This window comes from Pseudomonas salmasensis (assembly GCF_014268375.2).
Taxonomy (GTDB): domain Bacteria; phylum Pseudomonadota; class Gammaproteobacteria; order Pseudomonadales; family Pseudomonadaceae; genus Aquipseudomonas; species Aquipseudomonas salmasensis.
This window is the reverse complement of the sequence record NZ_CP077083.1, coordinates 5,058,276-5,084,476: the sequence shown is the minus strand read 5'-3', so window position 1 is coordinate 5,084,476 and position 26,201 is coordinate 5,058,276. Positions and strand designations below refer to the sequence as shown.

The following is a 26,201-nucleotide window of genomic DNA, read 5'->3' as shown; positions in this document are numbered from 1 at the left end:
GGTCTCCTCAGGCAGTCAAAGCAAAATGTTCGGTCACCGCACGCGTGACCCAGGTAGACGCCTGGCCCAGGTAGTGGGCCGGGTCGAGCAGGCGGTCCAGTTCAGCCGTCGACAACTCGGCGGTGACCTGCGGTTCATCCGCCAGCACCGCGCGCAAATGGCGCTGTTCGGCGACCGCACGTTTGCAGCACTGCTCCAGCAGATGGTGCGCGGTGTCACGGCCCAAGCGTTGGGCGAGCACGATACTCACCGCTTCGGCCAGCACCAGGCCCTGGGTCAGGTCGAGGTTGTGTGCCATGCGTTCGGCATTCACCTCCAGCCCTTCACTGACCAGCAGTGCCTGGTGCAAGGCACCGGACACCAAGCGGCAAATCTCTGGCAAGGTTTCCCATTCGGCGTGCCACAGGCCCAGGCTGCGTTCGTGCTCTTGAGGCATGGCGCTGAACATCGTCGCCACCAGGCCCGGTACGCGGGTGGCTGCGCTGATCAGCACCGCGGCGCCCACCGGGTTGCGCTTGTGCGGCATGGTGGACGAGCCACCCTTGCCCGGCGCCGAAGGCTCGAACACCTCCGCCGCTTCGGTCTGCATCAACAGGCTGATATCGCGGCCCAATTTGCCGAGGCTGCCGGCGATCAGGCCGAGCAGGCTGGCAAACTCCACCAAGCGGTCACGCTGGGTGTGCCAGGGTTGTTCCGGCAAACCCAGTTGCAACTCGGCGGCCAAGGCTTCGGCCACGGGCATGGCGTGTTCGCCCAGCGCTGCCAAAGTGCCCGACGCGCCGCCAAATTGCAGCACCAACAAGCGTGGTTTCAATTCGGCCAGACGCTGGCGATTGCGCGTCACCGCGCCCAGCCAACCGGCGACTTTCATCCCCAGGGTGACCGGCGTCGCGTGCTGCAACCAGGTACGCCCGGCCAACGGCACGCTGGCGTAACGCTGGGCCTGAGCGGCCAACACCTCCCCCAGGCGAGCCAGGTCGGCCTCGATCAGTTCCACCCCACGGCGCAGTTGCAGCACCAGGCCCGTATCCATCACGTCCTGGCTGGTGGCGCCCAGGTGCACATAACGCTCGGCGTCGGCGTCCTCACTAGCGATCAACTTGCCCAACGCCTTCACCAGTGGGATCGCTGAGTTGCCCGCCGTGGCAATCGCGTTGCCGAGGGCATCCACGTCATACAGCGACGCCAGGCACGCCTGGGCAATCGGTGCGACGGCGGCCTGGGGAATCAACCCGACCCGCGCCTGCGCCCGGGCCAGTGCCGCTTCGAAATCCAGCATGCCCTGCAAGCGCCCCTGGTCACAGAACACCTCGGCCATGCTGTCAGCCGTGAAATAAGCGTCGAACAGTTGGTTGCTCGTGCGCAGCGTCATAACTCATCCCTTACAGATCGTGATGCAGGTACGCCGCCTGTTTCGGCAGGCGCAAGCTGAACAGGAAGGCCACCGCCATCATCGCGGTGACGTACCAATAAAAGGTGTTTTCCATGCCGATGGATTTGAGGCTCAGCGCAACCACTTCTGCCGAACCGCCAAACACCGCGTTAGCTACCGCGTACGCCAGGCCCACGCCCAAGGCACGCACCTGCGGCGGGAACATCTCCGCTTTGACCAGGCCGCTGATGGAGGTGTAGAAGCTGACAATCGCCAGGGCCAGGGTGATCAGCACAAAGGCCAGAAACGGGCTGGTCACGGTTTTCAAGGTCAGCAGGATCGGCACCGTGAACAGCGTGCCAAGGCCAGCAAACCAGAGCATGGAATTACGCCGGCCAATCTTGTCGGCCAACATGCCGAACAGCGGCTGCATGCACATGTACAGAAACAGCGCGCCGGTCATGATGTAGCTCGAGGTCTTGGCGTGCATGCCCACGGTGTTCACCAGGTACTTCTGCATGTAGGTGGTGAAGGTGTAGAAAATCAGCGAGCCGCCAGCGGTGTAGCCCAGCACCGTAATGAAGGCTTTGCCGTGGTCGCGAAACAGCGCAACGATACTGCCGGCGTCCTTGTCTTCGCGCATTTCCTTGCTGGTGGTTTCTTTGAGGGTGCGACGCAGCAGCAGGGAGATCACCGCGGCAATGGCGCCGATCACAAACGGAATGCGCCAGCCCCAGGCGCGCAGTTCTTCTTCGGTGAGGATCTGTTGCAGGATCACCACCACCAGCACCGCCAGCAACTGGCCGCCGATCAGGGTCACATACTGGAACGAGGCGAAGAAGCCACGCTGGCCCTTGAGCGCGACTTCACTCATGTAGGTGGCCGTGGTGCCGTATTCGCCACCCACCGACAAGCCTTGGAACAGCCGTGCCACCAGCAGCAGCGCCGGGGCCCAGGCACCGATGTCGTTGTAAGTGGGCAGAAAGGCGATGACCAGGGAGCCGCCGCACATCATCAGCACCGAGATCATCATCGAGTTCTTGCGCCCGTGCTTGTCGGCCACCCGGCCAAACAACCAGCCACCGATCGGGCGCATCAGGAACCCGGCGGCAAACACACCGGCGGTGTTGAGCAACTGCACCGTGGGGTCGTCCGAGGGGAAAAACGCCGGGGCAAAATAAATCGCGCAGAAGGCATAGACGTAGAAGTCGAACCATTCGACCAGGTTGCCGGAGGAGGCACCGACAATCGCAAAGATCCGTTTGCTGCGTTCTTCTCCGGTGTAGTGGCTGGTTTTTGTTGTCATGTTTTTTACTCAGTGGGAACGGTTATAGCCTAGACATACTTTGCAACAACCCTGTTCCGCAAGCAGACTTTTGGATAGGTGGCCCTGTAGGAGCGAGCTTGCTCGCGAAAAACCTGAGAGCGCCGCGTTCATTCAAGCTGACCGCGTTATCGTTGGCGATTTTCGCGAGCAAGCTCGCTCCTACAGGGACCGGTCAATAGTCGAAGAACACCGTTTCCCTATCTGTGCCCTGCAAAATCACATTCCACTGATAAACCCCTGCCGCATCCGCCTTGGCAATCATGGTGCCACGACGTTCTGCCGGCACACATGCCAGCAACGGGTCATCCCCGTTCAAGGCCTCACCATCAAAATAAATCCGCGTCAGCAAGTGCTTCACCAACCCCCGGGCAAACACCAGCACCACCAAATGCGGCGCCTGGGTGGTGCCCTTGAGCCCCGGCACACTGCCCGGCTTGATGGTGGTAAAGCGAAAACGCCCTTGGGCATCCACCGGCACACGGCCGAAGCCTTCGAAGTTCGGGTCGAGCGCTTTGTCCTGCTCGTCTTCGGGGTGGGCATATTTGCCGGCGGCATTGGCCTGCCAGACTTCCAGCATGGCGTCGTTGACGACATCACCGTTGCCGTCCACCACTTGCCCACTGATCGCCACGCGTTCGCCGAGGGTGGCGGTGACGGTCAGGTCTTCACGGTTCAGCCAGGTCAGGCCAATGTGGTAATACGGCCCGACGGTGTGGGACGTGGTCGCGTTGAGTGTCATCTCATTTCTCCATCGGCGTGGCGTCGCGGCCGCGCAGGACGATGTCCCAGCGGTAGCCGAGGGCATAGGAAGGAATGGTTTTTTCCAGGTCGAAACTAGCGATCAAGCGTTGCTTGGCGCTGGTATCCGGCACGCAGTTGTAGATCGGGTCGTACTCCAGCAACGGGTCGCCCGGGAAATACATTTGCGTCACCAAGCGCGTCAGCACGCTGGGGCCGAACAGTGAAAAGTGGATATGCGCCGGGCGCCAGGCGTTGTGGTGGTTGCCCCACGGGTAGGCGCCAGGCTTGATGGTCTGGAACTGGTACCAGCCGTCGGCGTCGGTGACGGTGCGCCCGGTGCCGGTGAAATTCGGGTCCAGCGGCGCATCGTGCAGGTCGCGCTTGTGGTTGTAGCGGCCGGCGGCGTTGGCCTGCCAGATCTCCACGAGAATGCCCGGTACTGGCAGGCCGTTTTCGTCCAGCACACGGCCATGAATGATGATGCGCTCGCCTTGCGGCTCGCCCTCATGCTGGGCTGTCAGGTCGTTGTCCTTCTCATTGATACGTTCGGCGCCAATGGTCGGGCCGGTGATTTCCGACAAGGAATGGGGCAGGAACACCAAAGGCTGGGACGGCGAACGCAGGTTCGTCGACTGGTAGGCCGGGTGCAGGTAATCAGGTTGAGTGCCCGCTTGCGGGCGCCGGTAACCGGGCTTGTCACTCATGGAGCAATCCTCTTTTAGTTATCAGACGCGTTCAATCGCCAGGGCCAGGCCTTGGCCGACGCCCACGCACATGGTCGCCAGGCCTTTGCGGCCGCCGGTTTTTTCCAATTGGTGCAGGGCCGTCAGTACCAACCGCGCCCCACTCATCCCCAAGGGATGGCCGAGGGCAATGGCGCCGCCGTTGGGGTTGACCTGAGGCGCATCGTCGGCAATACCCAGTTCGCGCAGCACCGCCAGGCCTTGGCTGGCGAAGGCTTCGTTGAGTTCGATCACGTCAAAGTCAGTGACCGCCAACCCCAGGCGCTCCACCAGCTTGCGTACCGCCGGCACCGGGCCGATGCCCATCACCCGCGGGGCGACACCGGCACTGGCCATGCCCAGCACACGGGCGCGGGCGGTGAGGCCGTGTTGCTTGACGGCCTCGGCGCTGGCGAGGATCAGCGCGGCGGCGCCATCGTTGACGCCCGAGGCATTGCCGGCGGTGACGGTCTTGTCTGCGCCGTTGACCGGCTTGAGCCTGGCCAAGGCTTCCAGGGTGGTGTCCCGTGGGTGTTCATCGTGTTCCACCAGGGTTTCGCCTTTTTTATGGGCGACCCGCACCGGTACGATTTCCTCGGCAAAGAACCCGGCAGCCTGGGCGGCGGCGGTGCGTTGCTGGCTGCGCAGGGCGAAAGCGTCCTGGTCGGCGCGGGAAACCTGGTAGTCATCGGCCACGTTATCGGCGGTCTGCGGCATGGCATCCACGCCGTACTGGGCCTTCATCAGCGGGTTGATAAAGCGCCAGCCAATGGTGGTGTCTTCCAACTTCATATTGCGCGAGAACGCCGCGTCGGCCTTGCCCATCACAAACGGAGCGCGGGACATCGACTCGACGCCACCGGCAATCGCCAGCTCCATTTCACCGCTGGCAATCGCACGAAAGGCGGTGCCGATGGCGTCCATGCCCGAGGCGCACAGGCGGTTAAGGGTCACGCCGGGAATGCTCTCCGGTAGCCCCGCCAGTAGCAACGCCATGCGTGCCACGTTGCGGTTGTCTTCACCGGCCTGGTTGGCGCAGCCGAGGAAGACTTCGTCTACGGCGCTCCAGTTCACCGACGGGTTGCGCTCGATCAGCGCCTTGATCGGCAGCGCCGCCAGGTCGTCGGCTCGCACCGTGGACAGGCCACCACCGAAACGGCCGATAGGCGTGCGAATGGCATCACAGATATAAACCTCGCGCATCAGGCTTCTCCCGGTGCTTGGCCATGGGCGGCGGCGGTGCGTGCTTCGAGGTCACGCAGGGCGGTCAGTTCGGTCTCGGTGGGTTCAGCGGTGGTGCTCACCTGGTCGGCAAAGCGAATCGCCCAGCCGGTGGCGGCGACCACTTGCTCACGGGTCACGCCGGGGTGCAGCGCAGTGACCACGAACTCATGGCTGCCCTCCTCCGGCTCCATGATGCACAGGTCGGTAATGATGCCCACCGGGCCGGCGCCGGGCAGGCCCAGACGCTTGCGTGAATCGCCACCTTCGCCGTGCCCCACAGAGGTGATGAAATCGAGTTTGTCGACAAATGAACGCGACGACTGCTTAAGGATGATCAACACGCTCTTGGCCGAACCTGCGATTTCCGGCGCGCCACCAGCACCCGGCAAACGCACTTTGGGCTGGTGATAATCACCGACCACGGTGGTGTTGATATTGCCGAAACGGTCGACCTGGGCCGCGCCGAGAAAGCCGACATCAATGCGCCCGCCCTGCAGCCAGTAGCGAAAGATCTCACCGGTGGGCACCACGGTGTCGGCAGTCTCCGCCAGCTCGCCATCCCCGATGGACAGCGGCAGCACGCTGGGCTTGGCCCCAATCGGGCCCGACTCGTAGATCAGCACCACATCCGGCGAGGATGTCAGGCGCGCCAGGTTCGCCGCCTTGGACGGCAGGCCGATGCCGACGAAGCACACCGAGCCGTTCTTGAGGCGGCGTGCGGCGGCGACGGTCATCATTTCATTGGTGGAGTAAGCCATTACTTAGCCTCCTGCGCGGCGGCCAGCTTGGCCTGGAATTCACTGAAGTCGGCAGTGCCGTGGATGTATTCGTCGATCCAGGCGGTAAAGGTGCCACGGTCACGGGCAATCGGGTCCCACGCCTGGTAGAAGCGGTTATCCCGCTCGTTGTAGCCGTGCGCGTAGGACGGATGCGCACCACCGGGTACGTGGCACACCGCTGTCAGCGCCCAGGTCGGCAGCACGCAGCTATTCATCGGCGCATTCAGGTCGTCGACGATTTCCTCGACGGTGACGATGCAGCGCTTGGCCGCCAGCGCCGCTTCCTTTTGCACCCCGAGAATGCCCCAGAGCAGCACGTTGCCTTTGCGGTCGGCTTTCTGCGCGTGAATCACGGTGATGTCCGGACGCACCGATGGCACCGCCGCCAGCACTTCGCCGGTGAAGGGGCAGGTGACGGTCTTGATCAGCGGGTTGACCTTGGGCAAGTCGGACCCTGCGTAGGCACGCAACACGGCGAACGGCAGGCCGGAGGCGCCGGCGACGTAGGCATTGGCCAGGTCGGCGTGGCTGTGCTCTTCGATCTCCAGCGCTTGCGGCCATTGTTTCTCTACCGCGTCACGCAGGCGATGCAGGGAACCCACACCCGGGTTGCCGCCCCAGGAGAAAATCAACTTGCGCGCACAGCCGGCACCGATCAACTGGTCGTAGATCAGGTCAGGCGTCATGCGCACCAGTGTCAGGTCTTTCTTGCCCTGACGAATGATTTCATGGCCTGCGGCCGTAGGGATCAGGTGGGTGAAGCCTTCGAGGGCGACGGTATCGCCGTCGTTCACGAAGCGCTTGACCGCATCACGCAGGGTGAGGATTTCAGCCATGGGGTTGGGCTCCCGGTGTTGATCGAAAAAGGCGCTGAGGTGGCGCCGAAGTGCTTGAAGATTAAGCCGGGGAAATGGGTCAAACAATCCGATAATCGACTGAGTGTTCGATTATCGAACCGATTGTTGCCTAGCTAATCTTCTGATCGCACGCCATTCAAAGGTGGCTGGCGCCAAGCCCTTTGTAGGAGCGAGCTTGCTCGCGAAAAACTCAAAGGCGCCGCGCTCCATCAGGAAACACGCGTTATCGTTGACGTTTTTCGCGAGCAAGCTCGCTCCTACATGTTCAAACTGTACCGGGGCTCAGGTCGCATCGGCATGGCTGACCATGCCCTTGATCACCACCGCTGCCGTGGCCAATGCCGCCGGAATCACCAACGCCGTGAGCACTTGCTCGAAGTTCCAGCCCAGGCCCAGCAAGGTAGCGCCCATCCACGCCCCCAGGATCGCGCCGAAGCGGCCGATGCCGAGCATCCACGACACCCCGGTGGCACGGCCCTGAGTAGGGTAGAAACGTGCCGCCAGGGACGGCATCGCCGATTGCGCACCGTTGACGCACATCCCGGCAACCAGCACCAGGGTGGCCAACAGCGTGATGTTGCCCAGGCTCTGCCCCACCGCGTAGGCAAACACCCCGGCCAGCAGGTAGAAAGTGCCGATCACTTTGTGCGGGTTGAACCGGTCCATTGCCCAGCCCACGCCCACCGCGCTCAGCACCCCACCAAACTGGAACAATGCGCCGATGAACGCGGCTTGCTCCATGCTCGCGCCACTGTCACGCATCAAGGTGGGAAGCCAACTGGTCAGCAGGTAAACGATCACCAGGCCCATGAAGTACGTGAGCCACAACAGCAAGGTGCCAGCGCTGTAGGTGCCCGAGAAGATCACCGCGAACACATTGCGGGCCTTGACGGTTTTTTGCTCCGGCACGCTGAAGTGAGTGGCCTGGGCGACAATGCTTGGCTCGATGGGGGCCAGGGTCTTGCGTACCTTGTCGGTGCCGCGATTGCGTACCACCAGGTAGCGCGCCGATTCCGGCAGCCAAACCAACAGCACCACCGCCAGGATCAACGGCAGGATGCCGCCGATCAGCAACAGGCTGTGCCAGCCGAACGCGGGGATCAGCTTGGCCGATATAAACCCACCGCCGGCCATGCCCAGGTTGAAGCCACAGAACATGCTGGTCACCAACAAGGATTTATGCCGCTCGGGGGTGTATTCAGAGAGCAAGGTGGTGGCGTTCGGCATGCCGGCGCCCAGGCCCAGGCCGGTGAGAAAGCGCAGCACCAGTAGCTGGTCGACATTGGTGCTGTAGGCCGACGCCAGGCTGAACGCACCAAACACCAACACCGCGCCGACCAGCACGACTTTGCGACCAAAGCGGTCGGCCAGCGGGCCGGAACCGAGTGCGCCAAACACCATGCCGATCAACGCGGCACTCATCACCGGGCCGAGGCTGGCGCGGTCGATGCCCCAGTCCTGGGACAGTGCCGGCGCGATAAAGCCCATGGCGGCTGTATCGAGGCCGTCGAGAAAGACAATCAGGAAACACAGGATCACCACGCGCCACTGATAGCGCGAGAGTGGTTGGGTGTTGATAAAGGACTGTACGTCCAGGGTGGTACCGACAGAAGGCTGATTCATTATTTTTATTCCACACCGATGGCGGGCTGACGACCTGGGGTCATCATTCTTATTGGGCAGCTCCTCAGAGCGCTGCCGCACATTAATAAGCCAAGGGAAACACCGTCAATCGAGCCAGCCGGGATCTGTGCGGTCACCGAACAGCTTAGGCAAAAAGCTGCGCACTCAGCTCACGGCTGGCGCTGAGCATGCTCGGCAAAAAGCGCTGCTCCAACTCGCCGCGGCTGACCCGCCCGGCATGGGTGCTGACATTCAGCGCGGCCAACACCTGGCCGGACGCGTCATACACCGGCACCGCGATGGAACGCAGGCCCTGCTCCAGCTCCTGGTCGACAATGCACCAGCCCTGCTGACGCACCTGTTGCAGGCATTCAAATAACGCTTGCGGCGTGGTCAGGGTGCGGCTGGTCTTGGTTTGCAGATCGGCATGGTCGAGATAATCCTGCAACGAAGCGTCGTCGAGGGCGGCCAGCAGAATGCGGCCCATAGACGTGCAATACGCCGGCAAGCGCCCGCCCACCGACAGGTCGACCGAGATCAGACGCTGGGTGGTGGCAGAACGGGCGATATAAAGGATGTCATCGCCTTCCAGGGTCGCCATGTTGCAGGCTTCATGGAGCTGCTCACTCATGCGGTCCAGGTAAGGCTGGGCCGAAACAGCCAGCGGTGTAGACGACAGATAGGCGTGACCGAGGGTCAGCACTTTGGGCAGCAGCGAGTAGGTGCGCCCGTCCGTGGTGGCGTAGCCGAGCTTGATCAAGGTGTGCAGGCAACGGCGCACGGCGGCGCGGGGAATTTCGGTGCGGTGGCTGATCTGGGCAATGGTCAGGTGACGCTTGCGCTCCTGAAATGCCTGCACCACGGCCAGGCCACGGGCCAGGGACGTCATGAAATCCGGATCACCGGTGAATGCCTGGATGCGCTTGGCCGGTGAAGCCACGATCGGCGGCGCCACTGATGCAAAGGAGTTGCGCAATTGATCGTTCATTTCAAAGGGCCTTCTCTTGTTATCACCACGGGAGGGTTGGCGGCTATTACAAGCCGTGCCGGCCGTACCGCACAAGCCAGCGGCCGCGACATTGGGCGATTATCGGACGATCATGCGATTATCGCAATTTGGCGCAGCCCCACACGCTAACGTTTCAGATTTGCCTGATGCCTCTGTAAAGCGTAGACATCTACCCTAATGCCGCTCAATTAAGCGAAATCAACGCAGAACTCATGTGGGAGCGGGCTTGCTCGCGAAGAGGTCCGCCCAGCAACATACATGTTGACTGACGCACCGCCTTCGCGAGCAAGCCCGCTCCCACAGGAGATGTGCGTGTAACTCAAATGCAGACATGAAGATGACGGTGTTCACAAATAATGCAGCGGTATGTAACAAACTCCAGACACCTCGTTGACGCTTTTTAACTTCATGATGATAGTGTTATTCAAATGCGCCGCTATAATGCAACCTGTGCAGAGGTCAGCCCGGTAACACTATCGGGAGTGGAGCTCACCAGGCATTGCAGGCTTCAGGCAGCGCCGGTCACAAGTACTCGCTTAAAAGAACGGCCCTCAGGCCCGCATACCAACTTGAACGGTTCGACTGTTCTATTTGGAATCGCCCGAGCACGACTTTCAGGCATGACGCTGCGCAATCAATAAACTCAACTCAATTAGGTAATACTGTGACGAAAGATGAACTGCGCGCGGAACTTGAGCGCCAGGAGCAACGTTACAAGGATGTCTACGGCGGGGAAGTCACCACCTACGCCGCGCAACCCGAGCCGGAACGCAAGCCATGGCGTAAACGCGCCAGCCTGCTGGACCAGGCATTTGCCCAGGAAATCCAAAAGATCGAGCAGGAACTCAAGACCGAGGAGCCATAAGCGCTTCGGTTCGAGCCTCAAGGGTCGTGCTGTCTCTGCCGGTGAAGTGCTGGCAGAGGGCACCTGCTTTGTCGTCCGCTGGTCAGCAACCTACAGCCCCCTACGAAATTTCATACAAATGTTTCAGGCATGGCATTTTCATGACAAACGCCGGTCTTTTGCGGCCTGCGCTTTATAAATCAAAGACTTGCCAAAGCCCCGAAAACCCTGGGATGCGTGCGTCTTGCCGGGATTTTTTCCAGGAAGATTGTTACCGATGAGCAGCTAATGCATCGATTACTGATGTTTTCTGGCATAATCGCGCCCCCTTACGACCGGGTCAGAAAACCTTCATGATCGATTTATTCAGCGGACTGGATGCTTGGGTTCTCGTGAGCCTGTTGCTCGCCCTGGCCTTTGTCCTCGCCTTCGAGTTCATCAATGGCTTTCATGACACCGCTAACGCGGTGGCCACAGTCATCTATACCAAAGCCATGCCGCCACACCTGGCCGTGTTCTTCTCCGGGGTGTTCAATTTCCTCGGTGTATTGCTCGGTGGTGTCGGTGTCGCCTACGCCATCGTGCACTTGCTGCCGGTGGAGTTGCTGATCAATGTGAATACCGGCCATGGCTTGGCAATGGTCTTCTCGTTGTTGGCAGCGGCGATCACCTGGAACCTGGGCACCTGGTACTTCGGTATCCCCGCCTCCAGCTCCCATACCCTGATCGGCTCGATCCTGGGTGTCGGCCTGGCCAATGCGTTGATCAACGACATCCCCCTGGCTGACGGTGTGAACTGGCAGAAGGCCGTGGATATCGGCGCGTCCCTGGTGTTCTCGCCAATGGCCGGCTTTCTGGTCGCCGCCCTGGTGCTGATCGGCCTGAAATGGTGGCGCCCGCTGTCGAAGATGCACAAGACCCCGGACCAGCGCCGCAAGCTTGACGACAAAAAGCACCCGCCATTCTGGAACCGCCTGGTGCTGGTGATTTCGGCCATGGCCGTGAGCTTCGTGCACGGCTCCAACGATGGCCAGAAAGGCATCGGCCTGATCATGCTGGTGCTGATCGGCATCGTGCCGGCTCAGTTCGTATTGGACCTGGGCAGCACCACCTACCAGATCGAACGTACCCGCGACGCCACCCTGCACCTGAACCAGTTCTACCAGCGCAACCACGAGACCCTCGGTGAGTTCCTGGCCCTGGGCAAAAGCGTGAAGGATGACCTGCCGGGCAAGTTCCGCTGCAATCCGCAGCAGACCGAACCGACGATCAACGCGCTGCTGGGCACCCTCAAGGGCGTCTCGGACTACCACTCGTTGACCGCCGACCATCGCATCGAAGTGCGTCGCTACCTGCTCTGCCTGGATGACACCGCGAAAAAGGTCGGCAAGCTGCCAGGCCTGGACTCCCGTGAGAAGTCCGACCTGGACAAGCTGCGCAAAGACCTGACCGCCACCACCGAGTACGCCCCGTTCTGGGTGATCCTCGCGGTCGCACTGGCCCTGGGCCTGGGCACCATGGTGGGCTGGAAGCGCGTAGTGCTGACCATCGGTGAGAAGATCGGCAAGCAAGGCATGACCTATGCCCAGGGCATGTCGGCGCAAATCACCACGGCCACCATGATCGGCTTCGCCAACATCTTTGCCCTGCCAGTGTCCACCACCCACGTCCTGTCTTCTGGCGTGGCGGGCACCATGGTTGCCAACAAGAGCGGCCTGCAAGGTGGCACAGTCAAGACCATCCTGATGGCCTGGGTATTGACCTTGCCAGCGACCGTAGGCCTTTCGGCCGGGTTGTTCTGGTTGGCGTCCAAGGCATTGGGCAACTGATAGCCAGCCGGCAATAAAAAAGGTGCGATCCGCGAGGGTCGCACCTTTTTTTATGCTCGTTCCCACGCTCTGCGTGGGAATGCCGCCACGGACGCTCCGCGTCCCACTCGCGCACGGGTGACGCGTAGCGTCACAGGATGCATTCCCACGCGGAGCGTGGGAACGAGCCAAAAAAAAGGGCGACCGAAGTCGCCCAAAATGCCTTGCGTGCTCATGTAACCCGGAAAAACTTAAGGTTTTTTACGCTTGTTCGCGTCTTTCCAGATAAAAAATCCAAACCCAACAAAAAACAGCACCATGAGGCTAACAGTCAGCACTCCGGCAAAAACCACATTATCGAAAAACATGACCGGCCTCCTGCACTTGCCCTGTTGCGATAGGGCTAAGTTAATGGAGAAGGCGCAGTGGGAAATTGACCAGGATCAATGTCGCCCATAACGGGGCGTAAAGAAGGGGAATAACTGACCTGCATCAACGGATGCAGGGTGTTTCAACGCTTTTTCGGCTTGTTCTTGGGCTTTTTCTTGGGTTTGCCCAGGGGCATGGCTTGTTCAAAGGCTTGGCGCACTTCATTCAAGCGTTTGTCATTGAGGTCGTGCACGCGCTTGGCGCGTTCGGCGTTCAGGTCGATCAGCTTGTCGTCATCACTCATGGCTTGGCTTACGTCGTGGCGGGAATGCCTCAATAATGCGGCCTGCCCCGCCCGACGGCAATTAAGCGGGCGACAAAATGCAGGCCATCGACCAAAATCGGCACTTTCTACCCGCCCAGGAGGCGCATCCAGGTGGCCTTGCACAACGACCTTCCGCCATTGCTGGCCCTGCGCGCCTTCGAGGCCGTGGCGCGGCATTTGAGTTTTATCAAGGCGGCGCACGAGTTGTCGGTGACCCAAAGCGCGCTGAGCCACCAGGTGCATAAGCTCGAACACCACTTGGGCAAACCGCTGTTTATCCGGCGAACCCGTGCGATTGACCTGACGTTGGCCGGGCAAGCGTACTACGCGCAAATCCGCCCTGCCCTGGACGCCATCGCCGCTGCAACGCGCAACCAACGGGATGCGCCCAGCGCCAGTGTGTTGCGCATCGGTTTGCTGGCGTCCTTTGCCACGTTGTGGCTGGCGCCGCGCCTGGCCGAGTTTCTACAGCGCTACCCGCATATTCAGGTGGAGTTACTGCCCGCGATTCAATTGGCCAATGTCGCCACGGCCGAGGTTGACCTGGCCATCCGCTACGGCAAGGGCGACTGGCCCGACGTGCACGCTACGCGCCTGATGGCCGAAACCCTGTCACCGGTGTGCAGCCCTGCATTCAAAGCCCGGCAGGTCGCCAGTGGCCCGCTGTTGATGGCAACTTCGCACCGCCCTTTCGAGTGGACCGATTGGTCGGCCCATTACCAAGTCAACCTCGAGCGCCACCCCCGCGTGATGCTGCATGACTACAACATCGTGGTCGAAGCGACCGTGGCCGGCCAGGGGATCGCCATGGGCCGCCATCGCCTGATCGAACGCAGGCTCCAGGACGGCAGCCTGGTGGAGGCTTTTGACTGGCCGCCCTATCACAGCGACATCGGCTATTGGCTGATCGCCCCCCAGGGCCCGCTCAATGAGGCGGCGCAATGCTTCAGCCAGTGGTTGAAGCAGGCGTGCGCCGACGCGTGAGTTTTTTCGATACGTCGGTTGAGATCTATCCGTTTGTCGCCCCTCGCCACCGCCAACATGCTGGAGCCTTCTGACACCAGAGGGTTTCACCATGACCGACTCCATCCGCCAGCGCGTAAACGCCCTCGGCCTGACACTGCCGACGCCCAGCCAACCCGCGGCCAACTACATCAACCATGTGATCAGCCAGCACCAGCTGTTCATCTCCGGGCAAATTCCCATGCGCGATGGCAAACCCGCCTACCTTGGCCGCCTGGGTGACTCCCTCAGCGATGAAGATGGCGCCCAAGCGGCAGAACTGGCGGCACTGGGCCTGCTGGGGCAACTAAGCGATGCGCTGGGCGATGACCTGTCGCGGGTGGTGCGCATCCTGCGCCTGGGCGTGTTCATTGCCAGCAGCGCCGACTTCCAGCGCCAAAGCCTAGTCGCCAACGGCGCCTCGAACCTGCTGGTTAACGCCCTCGGCGACAAGGGCCAACACGTGCGCACCGCCGTCGGCGTCAGCAGCTTGCCGGCTGGCGTCGCGGTGGAGGTGGACGCCATTTTCGAGCTGCGACCATGAGCCCGCTGCAAGTGCAGCACTTGCGAGAAGCCACGCCCGGTTGCCAATCCGGCATCGTGCACTTCAACCACGCCGGGGCGTCCTTGCCCAGCCAGGCGACGCTCGACGCCATCATCGAACAGTTGCAACGCGAGGCGCGCGACGGCCCGATGGAGGCCGGCGAACAGGGTGCCGTCTTAGTGGAAAAGGCCCGCCGCGCCGCCGGGCAACTGCTCAATGCGCCCGCCTCGTCGATTGCCTTCACCACCAGTGGCTCCACGGCCTGGAGCATGGCCTTCCAGGCGCTGGGCCCGTGGCAGCCAGGCGATCGCATTCTTGTGGGGCGCCATGAATGGGGCGGTAACCTGGCGAGCATGGAACTGGCCGTTCAAGCCGGCGCGCGGGTGGAGGTCATCCCGTGCGATGCCAGCGGCGCGACCTGCCCGGTGGCGCTGGAGGCGATGCTGGATGCCAATGTAAAGCTGATCGACCTCACCTGGCTGCCGGCCAACGGTGGTTTGATCAACCCGGCCCAGGCCATCGGCGATGTGGCCAGGCGGCATGCCATCCCCTACTTCATCGACGCGGGCCAAGCCGTCGGCCAGCTGCCGGTGGATGTGCAAGCGTTGCAGTGCGATGTGCTCAAGTCCGCCGGCCGCAAACACCTGCGCGGGCCTCGCGGTACCGCACTGCTGTACATCCGGCCGGAGTTTCTCCAGCACCTGAACCCGGCCCAACGCGACGTATTTTCAGCGCCCTGGACCGCCGAAGGCTTCGACCTGCGCAACGACGCCCGACGCTTTGAAACCAGCGAAGTGTCCTTCGCCCTGCTGGCCGGCCTGGGCAATGCGTTGCACGAGATCAATCAACTGGGGATTGAGCGGGTATGGCAAAGGGTCTCGCAGACCAGCGCGCGAATCCGCGAAGCACTGCGTCAGATACCGGGGATCAGCTTGCACGACTTGGGCAACACGCATTCAGGCTTGATCGCGTTCAACCTGGTCGGCTGGGATAGTTTTGAACTCAAGCAACGCCTGGGGTTAAAGCGCATCAACATCGGCGCCAATGGCGTGGCCTACACCCCGCTGGACATGCAAGCGCGTGGGTTGAGCAGCGTTGCACGCCTCTCCGTCAGCCCGCTTAACACCGATGACGAGATTGAGTTGCTGGTGAGGGCCTTGCGCGAACTGAACGGTTAAACCTCGATATCCACCCACAGGCCCTGGCGCGGCGCGTCTTCGATCAGCGGCGCCACGGGCACGGTGTTGTCAGCGTTGAGCACGTCGCCGGGAATCGGCAAATGCTGCTGCGCGTCGTCGTCGTCGGCTTCGCGCCGGCGTTTCTGCTGCTCCTGCTGGCGACGCTGCTCTTCGCGCAACAGAAAGGTCGATTGCTCGGCATCGCCTTTTTTCAGGTCGATCGTGCTCTCGTTGGAGCCCGGTTGAACGGGCACCACCGGCGGAATATCCGGTTTCTGGCGTGCCGGGTCGAGTTGCGACGTGACCGGCACAACACTGACGGGCAGCATGGGTGGCAGCATGATAATTATTCTCCTGATCAACAGGCTGTCGGCGGGTGGCAGGGCGACTTGAGCACCCGCGTGCCAAGCTGTGACTCAGTCGACACTCTCAAGTGCCCGCCACCCGTCGATTCAATTTCCGCCGGCCCGTACAAACAGCGTAGTTTTTGTCAGAGTTCTTGGGCGCCGGGCCGTGTTCCGTTAACATAGTCGGCTTTTTCACGGCGGGAGTCAGGCAGCATGGCGCAGCAGTATCAACCGGGGCAACGCTGGATTAGTGACAGCGAAGCAGAGCTGGGGTTAGGCACCGTTCTGGCACAGGACGGCCGCTTGTTGACCGTGCTCTATCCGGCCACTGGCGACACGCGCCAGTATGCGCTACGGAATGCGCCCCTCACTCGCGTGAGGTTTTCGCCGGGTGACACCATCACCCATTTCGAAGGCTGGAAAATGACCGTACAGGAAGTCGACGACGTCGATGGCCTGCTGGTCTACCACGGCCTCAATGGGCAGAACGAGCAGGTCACCCTGCCCGAAACCCAACTGTCCAACTTCATCCAGTTCCGCCTGGCCAGTGACCGTCTGTTCGCCGGGCAGATTGACCCGCTGGCGTGGTTCTCGCTGCGCTACCACACCCTGGAACACACCAGCCGCCAGTTGCAGTCCTCGCTGTGGGGCCTGGGTGGCGTGCGCGCCCAACCGATTGCCCACCAACTGCACATCGCCCGCGAAGTCGCTGACCGTATCGCGCCACGCGTGTTGCTGGCGGACGAAGTGGGCCTGGGCAAGACCATCGAAGCGGGCCTGGTGATCCATCGCCAACTGCTCTCGGGCCGTGCCAGCCGCGTACTGATCCTGGTTCCGGAAAACCTGCAGCACCAGTGGCTGGTGGAAATGCGCCGCCGCTTCAACCTGCAGGTTGCGCTGTTCGATGAAGAGCGCTTTATCGAAAGCGATGCCACCAACCCGTTCGAAGACACCCAGCTTGCACTCGTTGCGCTGGAATGGCTGGTGGACGACGAGAAGGCCCAGGACGCGCTGTTCGCCGCCGGCTGGGACTTGCTGGTGGTCGACGAAGCCCACCACCTGGTGTGGCACGAAGACAAGGCCAGCGCCGAATACTCGCTGGTCGAACAGCTGGCCGAGGTGATCCCCGGCGTGCTGCTGCTGACCGCCACCCCGGAACAACTGGGCCAGGACAGCCACTTTGCGCGCCTGCGCCTGCTGGACCCGAACCGCTTCCACGACCTGCAAGCCTTCCGCGCCGAGAGCGAAAACTATCGCCCAGTGGCCGAAGCCGTGCAGGAACTGCTGGACAAGGGCCGCCTGTCGCCGACCGCGCACAAGACCATTCAAGGCTTCCTCGGTGACGAAGGTGAAGCCCTGCTCACCGCCGTCAACGATGGCGACACCGAAGCCAGTGCCCGCCTGGTGCGTGAGCTGCTGGACCGCCACGGCACCGGCCGCGTGCTGTTCCGTAACACCCGTGCCGCGGTGCAAGGCTTCCCCGAGCGCAAGCTGCACGCCTACCCGTTGCCGAACCCGGACGAATACCTCGAACTGCCCCTGGGCGAACACGCCGAGCTGTACCCGGAAGTCAGCTTCCAGGCGCAACCGGACATCGAGGAAGAGAACCGCTGGTGGCGCTTCGACCCACGGGTCGAGTGGCTGATCGACCAGTTGAAAATGCTCAAGCGCACCAAGGTCCTGGTGATCTGCGCCCACGCCGAAACCGCCATGGACCTGGAAGACGCCCTGCGCGTGCGCTCCGGCATTCCGGCCACGGTGTTCCACGAGGGCATGAACATCCTGGAGCGTGACCGCGCGGCGGCTTATTTTGCCGATGAAGAGTTCGGCGCCCAGGTACTGATCTGCTCGGAAATCGGCAGTGAAGGCCGCAACTTCCAGTTTTCCCATCACCTGGTGCTGTTCGACCTGCCGTCCCACCCCGACCTGTTGGAACAGCGTATCGGGCGCCTGGACCGGATCGGCCAGAAACACGTGATCGAACTGCATGTGCCGTACCTGGAAACCAGCCCGCAAGAGCGCCTGTTCCAGTGGTACCACGAAGCGCTCAATGCCTTCCTCAACACCTGCCCGACCGGCAACGCCTTGCAGCATCAGTTCGGCCCACGCCTGCTGCCCTTGCTGGAAGCCGCCGACGACGGCGAGTGGCAAGCGCTGATCGACGAAGCCCGTGCCGAGCGCGAGCGCCTGGAGCAGGAGCTGCACACCGGTCGCGACCGCTTGCTCGAACTCAATTCCGGCGGCGCCGGCGAAGGCGATGCGCTGGTGGAGGACATCCTCGAACAAGACGACCAGTTCGCCCTGCCGATCTATATGGAAACCCTGTTCGACGCGTTCGGCATCGACAGCGAAGACCATTCGGAAAACGCGCTGATCCTCAAGCCCAGCGAAAAAATGCTCGACGCCAGCTTCCCTCTGGGCGACGACGAAGGTGTGACTATCACCTACGACCGTAACCAGGCGCTGTCGCGCGAAGACATGCAGTTCATCACCTGGGAGCACCCGATGGTGCAAGGCGGCATGGACCTGGTGCTGTCCGGTTCCATGGGCAACACCGCCGTGGCGCTGATCAAGAACAAGGCGCTCAAGCCCGGCACCGTATTGCTTGAACTGCTGTATGTCAGCGAAGTGGTCGCCCCGCGCTCCCTGCAACTGGGCCGCTACCTGCCACCGGCCGCCTTGCGCTGCCTGCTGGATGCCAACGGCAATGACCTGTCGGGCCGCGTGTCGTTCGTGACCTTGAATGACCAGCTCGAAAGCGTGCCACGGGCCAGCGCGAACAAATTCGTGCAGGCCCAGCGCGACCAACTCACACCACGCATCAACGCCGGTGAAGAGAAGATCGCCCCGCGTCACGCCGAGCGCGTGGCCGAAGCCAAGCGTCGCCTGGCGGCAGACACCGACGAAGAGCTGGCACGCCTTACCGCGTTGCAAGCGGTCAACCCGACCGTGCGCGACAGCGAGCTGGTTGCCCTGCGCAACCAACGCGAGCAAGGCCTGGCCATGCTCGATAAAGCCGCGTTGCGACTGGAAGCGATTCGAGTGTTGGTAGCGGGTTGATAGTCCGCTGAACGTAAAAGGCCCGCGCAATGCGGGCCTTTTTTATTGGCCCTGCGGGCCTCATCGCAGCATAGGTAACTGAAGCGATCGACGGTAACCACGATGCGAAGCGAGCCGCTCTTGCTCTTGATCTGCTTTTGATCTTGATCTTAAGCGCCCCGTTAAACCACGCTGGCCGAACGCAGGCTTGAATTCGTGGGTAACCCGGCAGGACGCCGGGTTAGCCGCCCCGCGCCATGGATGGCGCGTGGCGGCGGCCCACGGATTCAAGCCTGCGTTCGGGCACACCGAGCCTAAGCGAGGTGCCGAGTGGTGGGGCAAGAGCCCTTTGGTTACTTTGGGGCTCTTTTCCAAAGTGACCCGCCGTCAGGGCGGAACCCTAAGTGGCCGTTACCTAAATAACGGATATGTACCCGATCCAACTGTGTTGACTGTCAGGCCGCCTTCGCGAGCAAGCCCGCTCACAGGTTGATCGCGGGGTGCCAGGTAGATGGGTGTCGGCTATCAGGTCGTCTTCGCAGGCAAGCCAGCTCCCACATTTTTAGATCGCGGCGCGTCAGTTAGAACAGCGTCGGCTATCCGGCCGTCACGGGCAAGCCCAGCTCCCACAGTTGACCACACAAGGTTCAGTCAACTCGGTCAAAGGTGGGAGCTGGCTTGCCTGCGAAAGCGTCACCTCGGTCTCAAGCTGTAGCGGCAACCGCCGGCACCTCAACCGCACTCAACCCTTCCTTCATCCGCTTGGCATCGCGCACAAAACTGCGCGAAGCCTGGAACAGAAACAGCATGGTCAAGAACAGCGCCACCGGAATCAGATACATGGCGTCATGCAAACCCACCGCTTTATAAGCCTCGGTCATCTGCTGCGCCCCGTCCGCATACATCGCCGAATGAGCAAAGTGATCGGACAATGCCCCGACCACCACCGGCCCCATGCCACCGCCGAGCAAATACAGCCCGGCAAAAAACAACGCCATCGCCGTCGCGCGCAAACGCGGTTCGACCACGTCCTGAATCGCGGTATACACGCAGGTATAGAAGTTGTAGGCAAACAACCAGCCCACACTGAACAGCGCGACAAACACCCCGATCTCGACACGCCCGGCATGCAATGCCCAGGCGGTAGTGACCGTGGAGATGATCAAGCTGAATGCGGCAAACAACAATCGGCCATTGGCGACCCGCTGATGAATCTTGTCAGCGATCCAGCCACCCAGCGTCAATCCCACCAAACCGGTCAGGCCGACGATGACGCCCGTCGCGACGGCCGCGTCCTGCAACGGCATGAGGAAATAGCGTTGCAGCATCGGCACCAGGAATGAGTTGCACGCATAGGTAGCGAAGTTAAAGCACAACCCGGCCAGCACCAGCCACAGAAAGGTCGGCACGGCCAACACGCGGCGGATCGGGCGGTCGACGCGCTCCTGGGAGACTTGCACGGTTTCCGCTGCGCCACGCTTGGGCTCTTTTATGTAGAACATGAACACCGCCAGGATGAGCCCCGGCACCGCCGCGATAAAGAAGGGCGCACGCCAGCTGTCGAACGCCTTGACCATCGCGCCGATGGTAAAGAACGCCAGCAACAGGCCCAACGGCAGGCCAAGCATGAAAATCCCCATGGCCCGGGCGCGGCGGTGGGCGGGAAACAGATCGCCAATCAGCGAATTGGCCGCCGGTGCATAGCTGGCTTCGCCGATGCCAATGCCCATGCGCACCAGCAGGAAGGTCCAGAAACTGCCGACCATGCCATTGACCGCCGTCAACCCGCTCCAGGCGAACAGGCCCCAGCCCATCAACTTGCTGCGTGAGCCGGTGTCGGCCAGGCGCCCGAGCGGTAGCCCGGCAATGGCGTAGACGATGGTGAAGGCGGTGCCGATGATACCGAGCTGAAAATCGCTCAAGTGCCATTCCATGCGGATGGGCTCGATGATGATCGCGGGAATGGTACGGTCAAAGAAATTGAACAGGTTGGCGAGGAACAGCAGGAACAGAATGCGCCAGGCATTCGCCGCTTGGGTCGAGTTCTGCATGGGTCCGTCTCTTTTATTGTTATGAGAGCTGCGATGCCCGGTGCATCCTGCTCAGGTCACTGCAACATAGTCAGGCTGGCGGTGATTGTCTGTAATGATTCGTAAAGCTGATAGGGCATGATTTCACCCAGGCAACAGGGGATTTTGCCGACGAAAATATAAGTGCGTGCCCCTCTTCCCAACGGCCATGGCACGGATAGAATGGCGAGCCTTTCGCAGCACCCTCCTCCTACTTTTCTTATTGATGACGCCCATGTCCGAAGCCAGTCCGTGTCTGAATTGCGGTGCCTGCTGTTCACACTTTCGCGTGTCTTTCTTTTGGGGTGAGTGCGCCTCGTCCGGGGGCACGGTGCCCGATGAGCTGGTGGTGCAGATCAACCCCAGCCGCGTGGCGATGATCGGCACCGACCGCAAACCGGCACGGTGCGCCAGCCTTGAAGGTGAAGTCGGACAGGCCACCAGTTGCTCAATTTATGAGCAACGCTCCAGTGTATGCCGTGAGTTCGAGGCATCCTGGAGCCAGGGCGTGCAAAATGTCGATTGCGACGCCGCCCGTGCCGCATTTGGCTTGGCCCCGCTGGAGGCCCCGCACTTCGAACTCGACCTGCCCATCAGCGCTTAGCACCAAACGCTATGGAAGCCATGTCAAAATAATTTGAGATCAAAACGCCATTACTGATGGCAAAACTCGAGAGACTCCTATACTCGACCTCATAGGTCATCGCCGCTGGCAGTGACAGGGCTCTGTGACGGGATAAGCTATGGAATGGCTGGGGCAGCATTTTTTTACCGACCTTCCAGACAGCGGGCATTTATTGCTCAATTGCAGTCATAACCCGTTTCTGGTGCTGCTGGCGTATTTGGTCGCCTGCGCGGCGGGTTTCGGTACGCTGGACATGGCCGAACGTGTCGGCCATGTCGAAAACCCCACCGCCCGCCGCCATTGGCGCTGGCTGGGCGCGGGTTGCCTGGCAGGCGGCATCTGGTCGACCCACTTCATCAGCATGCTGGCCTTCCAAGCGCCCATTGCCATTCACTACGAATTGATCTTGACCTTCGCCTCGCTGCTGATCGCCCTGATCGCTTCGCTGCTCGCCATGCAGACCCTCAGTCATACCCACCTGCGTTTTCATCAGTACCTGGTGGCATCGGTGTGGATGGGGCTGGGTATCGCGCTGATGCACTACGTGGGCATGTCGGCCATGCGTTCCCAGGCCCAGGTGTACTTCGAAACACGGCTGTTTTTGGCCTCGGTGGCGATTGCCATGGGCGCCAGCCTGGCGGCGTTGTTGCTGTCCAGTTACCTGCGCAATGGGGCCGGCGTGTTTCACCAACTGCTCAAATACGCCGCCAGCCTGGTGCTGGGCGCCGGGATCCTGAGCATGCACTTCACCGGCATGGCGGCCATGCAAATGCTGGTGCCCAGCGGCACGGACCTGTCGTTGCCGGCCGATAACAACCCGATTCAACTGGGCCTTTCGGTCGCGATGATCACCTTGCTGGTGATCGGCAGCAGCATCAGCGCAGCCCTGGCCGACAAGAAGCTGCAACACAAGGAGCGCGACCTGCGCCGGGTCAACGCGCTGCTCAGCGAACTCGACCAGGCCCGCGCCTCGCTGCAACAAGTGGCCCACTTCGACGCGTTGACCAGCCTGCTCAACCGCCGTGGTTTCAATCAGATCTTCGCGGAAAAAGTCGCGGAGAAAACCCGCAGCCAAGGCATGCTCGCGGTGATCTTCCTCGATATCGACCACTTCAAGCGCATCAATGACAGCCTTGGCCACGATGCGGGCGACCAGTTGCTCACCGTGCTGGCCGGGCATATCAAGGGCTCGATACGCAGCCATGAAGATGTGGTGGCACGCTTTGGCGGCGATGAGTTCTGCATCCTGGTCAATATTCATCACCGCGACGAAGCCCGAAACATGGCCCAGCGCATCATGCAGAAGATGAAAGAGCCCATCGAACTGGCCGGCCGACGCATGGTGATGACCACCAGCATCGGCATCAGCCTGTTTCCCGAAGACGGCCACACCTGCGAAGAACTGCTTAAAACCGCCGACCTGGCGCTGTACCAGTCCAAGGATGCCGGGCGCAATTGTCTGAATTTCTTCAGTTCCAACCTTAAAACCCGTGCCTTCCTTGAGCTGCAACTGGAAGAAGAGCTGCGCGCCGCCTTGCGTACGCGCAGCCAACTGGTGCTGTTTTATCAACCGATCTTCGACATGAAACTGGGCAAGGTCACGCGCCTGGAAGCCCTGGTGCGCTGGCAACATCCCCAACATGGGCTGCTGGCCCCAGACCGTTTTATCGGCATTGCCGAGAATAACGGGCTGATCGCCGAGCTGGACCACTGGGTATTGCGCCAGGCCTGTCACGACCTGAGCCTGTTGTCTGACCGGGGCTACACCGAGCTGATCATGGCGGTGAACTGCTCGGCGTTGAACCTGGCGCGTGACGAACTGGCCGATGAAATCGAAGATGCCCTGCGCTTCGCCGGCATCGGCACCGACCGCCTGGAACTGGAAGTCACTGAAAATGCGTTGATGGGCAATATCAGCAGCACCCTGGCACTGTTGCGGCAGATTCGCGCCCTGGGTGTGTCACTGGCCATCGATGACTTTGGCACCGGCTATTCGTCGCTGGCTTACCTCAAACGCTTGCCGCTCAACACCTTGAAGATCGACCGCTCGTTTATCCAGGACATCCCCAAATCCACCGCAGACAGTGAAATTGTCCAGGCGATTATTGGCATGGCCCACACCCTGCACTTGCAGGTGGTCACCGAAGGCGTGGAAACCCAGGCGCAGTTTGAGATGCTGCTCAAACATGGCTGTGACTACATCCAAGGCTACTTGCTCAGCCCGGCGGTGCCCTTCGACGACATCATCGGTGTGATGCAGGGCATTGCCATGCGCAACCCGCTGAGCGCGTTCAGCATGGAGGGTAAAGACGCTCCACAACCAAACGACTCCGCGCCCGAACGTGTCGGCTCGCCTTCTATTGTCAGGCCGATTCGCTAACCCCACATCTGGGATGTTGGCGATGTGATCGTGACTTCATTCGGGTCGAGTCATACATGGAAACAATTGCGCCAGCATTTCCCTCGCACCTCAACTGTTCCCGTGACGTTAACGTCACCCCCGGCTGTGACCTTTCTCTACGGCAAGGTGCCATCACGCGTTCAGCGGTTACTCGGCTACACACTTCACTGCGGGAAAAATGCGCACCTTTTTCGTGCGCGTCATTCTTACCCTGCCCTTTCCTGGATCAGGATCCAGGGCGAGACCACCACCGCCCACAAGCTCGGATCCCGTTCTATCAGGTCCAATGCCCGCGTCGCAGACACCTCGCCAAGGGTGCCCGCGGCCAGCCAGGCGGCGACTTTGTCACGCTTGTCTTCGGCCATTGCCTCGGCTGCCTCGATCAAATCCAGGCTGGCATCGACCCACAATAGGGCACCCTTGGCAAAGAACGGTTCAAGCTCCTTCCAGGAAATTTCGGCGGTTTCACCGAGCAGCTTGGCATAGAGGGTGCTTGGTTCTTGCGTCATGGGAATTCACCTGAGTAAAAAATCGGCGCAATCATAGCCCCGTCGCTCAGGCAGAAAAACCCAGTAGCAAATGAAGTAGCGATTGAAAGCGCCAGGAAAGCCAAGGAATGCCTTGAAAGCTGTTAGCAACCCGCCGCGATTCTGTCTTTTTCTTTCATTTAAGCGACATACCCAGGTTTTGCCCCCAGCTGCCAGCTTTTCAAGCGATCAGCCAGCGCTCTACACTGTACCGGTACAGTTGCCAGGGCAATGCCGGGGGGATATCCGCGATATCTGATCCGGTTCTGCAGCTCACAAGGCCGCTAGAACTATAAAAAATACAACAGTAAGAGTGGAGCACTATGAATAAGGCTACTAAGCAGATTTCCAAACTGTTTGCCGCTATGGTCCTGGCTGGGGTTGCCGGCCATTCGTTCGCAGCCGACACCATCAAGATCGGCATCGCCGGTCCCAAGACTGGTCCGGTGACGCAATACGGCGACATGCAATTCATGGGTGCCAAGCAAGCCATCAAAGACATCAACGCCAAGGGCGGCGTAGACGGCAAGATGCTTGAAGCCAAGGAATACGACGACGCTTGCGACCCTAAACAAGCCGTGGCCGTTGCCAACAAAGTGGTCAATGACGGCGTCAAGTTCGTCGTCGGTCACCTCTGCTCCAGCTCCACTCAGCCAGCGTCCGATATCTATGAAGACGAAGGCGTCATCATGATTACCCCGGCTGCCACCAGCCCTGAAATCACGTCCCGTGGCTACAAGCTGATCTTCCGCACCATTGGTCTGGACAGCGCACAAGGCCCAGCGGCCGGCAACTACATCGCCGACCACGTGAAGCCGAAAATCGTTGCCGTACTGCACGACAAGCAGCAATACGGTGAAGGCATCGCCAGCGCCGTGAAGAAGACCCTTGAAGAAAAAGGCACCAAGGTTGCCGTCTTCGAAGGCCTGAACGCCGGCGACAAAGACTTCTCCTCGATCATCCAGAAACTCAAGCAAGCCAACGTCGACTTCGTCTACTACGGCGGCTACCACCCTGAGCTGGGCCTGATCCTGCGCCAAGCCAAGGAAAAAGGCCTGAACGCCAAGTTCATGGGCCCAGAGGGCGTGGGTAACGACTCGATCTCGCAAATCGCCCAGGGCGCTTCCGAAGGCCTGCTGGTGACCCTGCCGAAATCCTTCGACACAGACCCTGCCAACAAAGCCATCGTCGAAGAGTTCGCCAAGAACAAGCAGGACCCAACCGGTCCGTTCGTGTTCCCGGCCTACTCGGCGGTTGAAGTCATTGCCGGCGGTATCAAAGCCGCCAAAAGCGAAGACACCGCCAAAGTGGCCGAGGCCATCCACGCCGGTACCTTCAAGACCCCTACGGGCGAGCTGAGCTTCGACGCCAAGGGCGACCTGAAGGACTTCAAGTTCGTGGTCTACGAATGGCACTTCGGTAAACCAAAAACCGAAGTTTCCCCTCAGTAAGCCAGGCGTTACTGGTCA

23 protein-coding genes are annotated in these 26,201 nt (G+C 61.0%); 9 read left to right on the top strand and 14 right to left on the bottom strand.

Going from position 1 to position 26,201, the window contains the following annotated elements; all coding sequences use genetic code 11:
* Nucleotides 1-7: 7 nt before the first annotated feature.
* The 9 genes from HU731_RS22780 to pcaR all read right to left on the bottom strand — a co-directional run bounded on the left by HU731_RS22780 (nucleotide 8) and on the right by pcaR (nucleotide 9,633).
* Entirely contained in the window at nucleotides 8-1,372 is a 1,365-nt protein-coding gene (locus HU731_RS22780; RefSeq protein ID WP_186605635.1) for a 3-carboxy-cis,cis-muconate cycloisomerase, read from the bottom strand.
* Between the two features lie 10 nt (nucleotides 1,373-1,382).
* On the bottom strand, nucleotides 1,383-2,678 hold the full coding sequence (locus HU731_RS22775; RefSeq protein WP_032893116.1) for an MFS family transporter: 1,296 nt from the start codon (nucleotides 2,676-2,678) through the stop codon (nucleotides 1,383-1,385).
* A 193-nt stretch (nucleotides 2,679-2,871) separates the two neighbouring features.
* Nucleotides 2,872-3,438 carry a protocatechuate 3,4-dioxygenase subunit alpha gene (gene pcaG, locus HU731_RS22770; protein ID WP_186605633.1) on the bottom strand — a complete coding sequence of 189 codons (567 nt, stop codon included), beginning with the start codon at nucleotides 3,436-3,438 and terminating at the stop codon, nucleotides 2,872-2,874.
* A 1-nt stretch (nucleotide 3,439) separates the two neighbouring features.
* Nucleotides 3,440-4,144 (bottom strand): protocatechuate 3,4-dioxygenase subunit beta, encoded by a 705-nt coding sequence (pcaH, locus tag HU731_RS22765; RefSeq protein ID WP_019817832.1) that lies wholly within the window; start codon nucleotides 4,142-4,144, stop codon nucleotides 3,440-3,442.
* 21 nt (nucleotides 4,145-4,165) lie between these two features.
* The gene (gene pcaF, locus HU731_RS22760) at nucleotides 4,166-5,368 is read right to left on the bottom strand and encodes a 3-oxoadipyl-CoA thiolase (RefSeq protein ID WP_186606179.1); all 1,203 of its coding nucleotides are present in this window, start codon (nucleotides 5,366-5,368) and stop codon (nucleotides 4,166-4,168) included.
* Nucleotides 5,365-6,144 (bottom strand): CoA-transferase subunit beta, encoded by a 780-nt coding sequence (locus HU731_RS22755; RefSeq protein WP_003189301.1) that lies wholly within the window; start codon nucleotides 6,142-6,144, stop codon nucleotides 5,365-5,367. Before HU731_RS22755 ends, pcaF begins: the two co-directional genes overlap by 4 nt.
* Nucleotides 6,144-7,001, bottom strand: a complete 858-nt coding sequence (locus tag HU731_RS22750) for a CoA transferase subunit A (RefSeq protein ID WP_014717292.1) — start codon at nucleotides 6,999-7,001, stop codon at nucleotides 6,144-6,146. Before HU731_RS22750 ends, HU731_RS22755 begins: the two co-directional genes overlap by 1 nt.
* A 303-nt stretch (nucleotides 7,002-7,304) precedes the next feature.
* Nucleotides 7,305-8,645, bottom strand: a complete 1,341-nt coding sequence (pcaK, locus tag HU731_RS22745) for a 4-hydroxybenzoate transporter PcaK (RefSeq protein ID WP_032893120.1) — start codon at nucleotides 8,643-8,645, stop codon at nucleotides 7,305-7,307.
* 145 nt (nucleotides 8,646-8,790) lie between these two features.
* The gene (pcaR, locus tag HU731_RS22740) at nucleotides 8,791-9,633 is read right to left on the bottom strand and encodes a pca regulon transcriptional regulator PcaR (RefSeq protein WP_054917926.1); all 843 of its coding nucleotides are present in this window, start codon (nucleotides 9,631-9,633) and stop codon (nucleotides 8,791-8,793) included.
* Nucleotides 9,634-10,318: 685 nt separating this feature from the next.
* Between pcaR and HU731_RS22735 the strand changes: the two genes are divergently transcribed.
* Together HU731_RS22735 and HU731_RS22730 are read left to right on the top strand one after the other, a co-directional pair.
* A complete protein-coding gene (locus tag HU731_RS22735) occupies nucleotides 10,319-10,519 on the top strand; it encodes a hypothetical protein (RefSeq protein WP_003189295.1) in 201 nt (66 codons plus the stop codon).
* 332 nt (nucleotides 10,520-10,851) lie between these two features.
* A complete protein-coding gene (locus tag HU731_RS22730; protein WP_003189291.1) occupies nucleotides 10,852-12,327 on the top strand; it encodes an inorganic phosphate transporter in 1,476 nt (491 codons plus the stop codon).
* Between the two features lie 230 nt (nucleotides 12,328-12,557).
* On the opposite strand, the gene ccoM is transcribed toward HU731_RS22730, so the two are convergent.
* Together ccoM and HU731_RS22725 are read right to left on the bottom strand one after the other, a co-directional pair.
* Nucleotides 12,558-12,674 (bottom strand): cytochrome c oxidase subunit CcoM, encoded by a 117-nt coding sequence (gene ccoM, locus HU731_RS28795; protein ID WP_019817835.1) that lies wholly within the window; start codon nucleotides 12,672-12,674, stop codon nucleotides 12,558-12,560.
* 143 nt (nucleotides 12,675-12,817) lie between these two features.
* Nucleotides 12,818-12,979, bottom strand: a complete 162-nt coding sequence (locus tag HU731_RS22725; protein ID WP_003193515.1) for a hypothetical protein — start codon at nucleotides 12,977-12,979, stop codon at nucleotides 12,818-12,820.
* Nucleotides 12,980-13,111: 132 nt separating this feature from the next.
* Between HU731_RS22725 and HU731_RS22720 the strand changes: the two genes are divergently transcribed.
* The 3 genes from HU731_RS22720 (at nucleotide 13,112) to HU731_RS22710 (ending at nucleotide 15,724) form a co-directional block, all read left to right on the top strand.
* Nucleotides 13,112-13,984, top strand: a complete 873-nt coding sequence (locus HU731_RS22720) for a LysR substrate-binding domain-containing protein (RefSeq protein WP_186605631.1) — start codon at nucleotides 13,112-13,114, stop codon at nucleotides 13,982-13,984.
* 91 nt (nucleotides 13,985-14,075) lie between these two features.
* Nucleotides 14,076-14,546: a RidA family protein gene (locus HU731_RS22715; RefSeq protein WP_186605629.1), complete on the top strand. Its 471-nt coding sequence runs from the start codon at nucleotides 14,076-14,078 to the stop codon at nucleotides 14,544-14,546.
* The gene (locus tag HU731_RS22710) at nucleotides 14,543-15,724 is read left to right on the top strand and encodes an aminotransferase class V-fold PLP-dependent enzyme (RefSeq protein WP_186605627.1); all 1,182 of its coding nucleotides are present in this window, start codon (nucleotides 14,543-14,545) and stop codon (nucleotides 15,722-15,724) included. The genes HU731_RS22715 and HU731_RS22710 overlap by 4 nt, the downstream gene beginning before the upstream one ends.
* Here HU731_RS22710 and HU731_RS22705 read toward each other — a convergent pair.
* Nucleotides 15,721-16,065, bottom strand: coding sequence for an aspartate-semialdehyde dehydrogenase (locus tag HU731_RS22705; RefSeq protein ID WP_186605625.1), 345 nt, complete (start codon nucleotides 16,063-16,065; stop codon nucleotides 15,721-15,723). The genes HU731_RS22710 and HU731_RS22705 overlap by 4 nt on opposite strands.
* Before the next feature lie 219 nt (nucleotides 16,066-16,284).
* Here HU731_RS22705 and rapA point away from each other — a divergent pair, with 219 nt between their 5' ends.
* Nucleotides 16,285-19,131 carry an RNA polymerase-associated protein RapA gene (gene rapA, locus HU731_RS22700; RefSeq protein WP_032895680.1) on the top strand — a complete coding sequence of 949 codons (2,847 nt, stop codon included), beginning with the start codon at nucleotides 16,285-16,287 and terminating at the stop codon, nucleotides 19,129-19,131.
* Between the two features lie 683 nt (nucleotides 19,132-19,814).
* Here rapA and HU731_RS22695 read toward each other — a convergent pair.
* Complete coding sequence (locus HU731_RS22695; RefSeq protein ID WP_138762400.1) at nucleotides 19,815-21,161, bottom strand: spinster family MFS transporter; 1,347 nt, start codon at nucleotides 21,159-21,161, stop codon at nucleotides 19,815-19,817.
* 253 nt (nucleotides 21,162-21,414) lie between these two features.
* On the opposite strand from HU731_RS22695, the gene HU731_RS22690 reads away from it, so the two are divergent.
* Nucleotides 21,415-21,783, top strand: coding sequence for a YkgJ family cysteine cluster protein (locus tag HU731_RS22690; RefSeq protein WP_032895678.1), 369 nt, complete (start codon nucleotides 21,415-21,417; stop codon nucleotides 21,781-21,783).
* A gap of 139 nt (nucleotides 21,784-21,922) precedes the next feature.
* On the top strand, nucleotides 21,923-24,184 hold the full coding sequence (locus tag HU731_RS22685; RefSeq protein ID WP_186605623.1) for a putative bifunctional diguanylate cyclase/phosphodiesterase: 2,262 nt from the start codon (nucleotides 21,923-21,925) through the stop codon (nucleotides 24,182-24,184).
* A gap of 227 nt (nucleotides 24,185-24,411) precedes the next feature.
* Here HU731_RS22685 and HU731_RS22680 read toward each other — a convergent pair whose 3' ends face one another.
* The gene (locus HU731_RS22680; RefSeq protein ID WP_186605621.1) at nucleotides 24,412-24,714 is read right to left on the bottom strand and encodes a DUF2288 domain-containing protein; all 303 of its coding nucleotides are present in this window, start codon (nucleotides 24,712-24,714) and stop codon (nucleotides 24,412-24,414) included.
* A gap of 341 nt (nucleotides 24,715-25,055) precedes the next feature.
* On the opposite strand from HU731_RS22680, the gene HU731_RS22675 reads away from it, so the two are divergent.
* A complete protein-coding gene (locus HU731_RS22675; protein ID WP_186605619.1) occupies nucleotides 25,056-26,183 on the top strand; it encodes a branched-chain amino acid ABC transporter substrate-binding protein in 1,128 nt (375 codons plus the stop codon).
* Nucleotides 26,184-26,201: the final 18 nt, after the last annotated feature.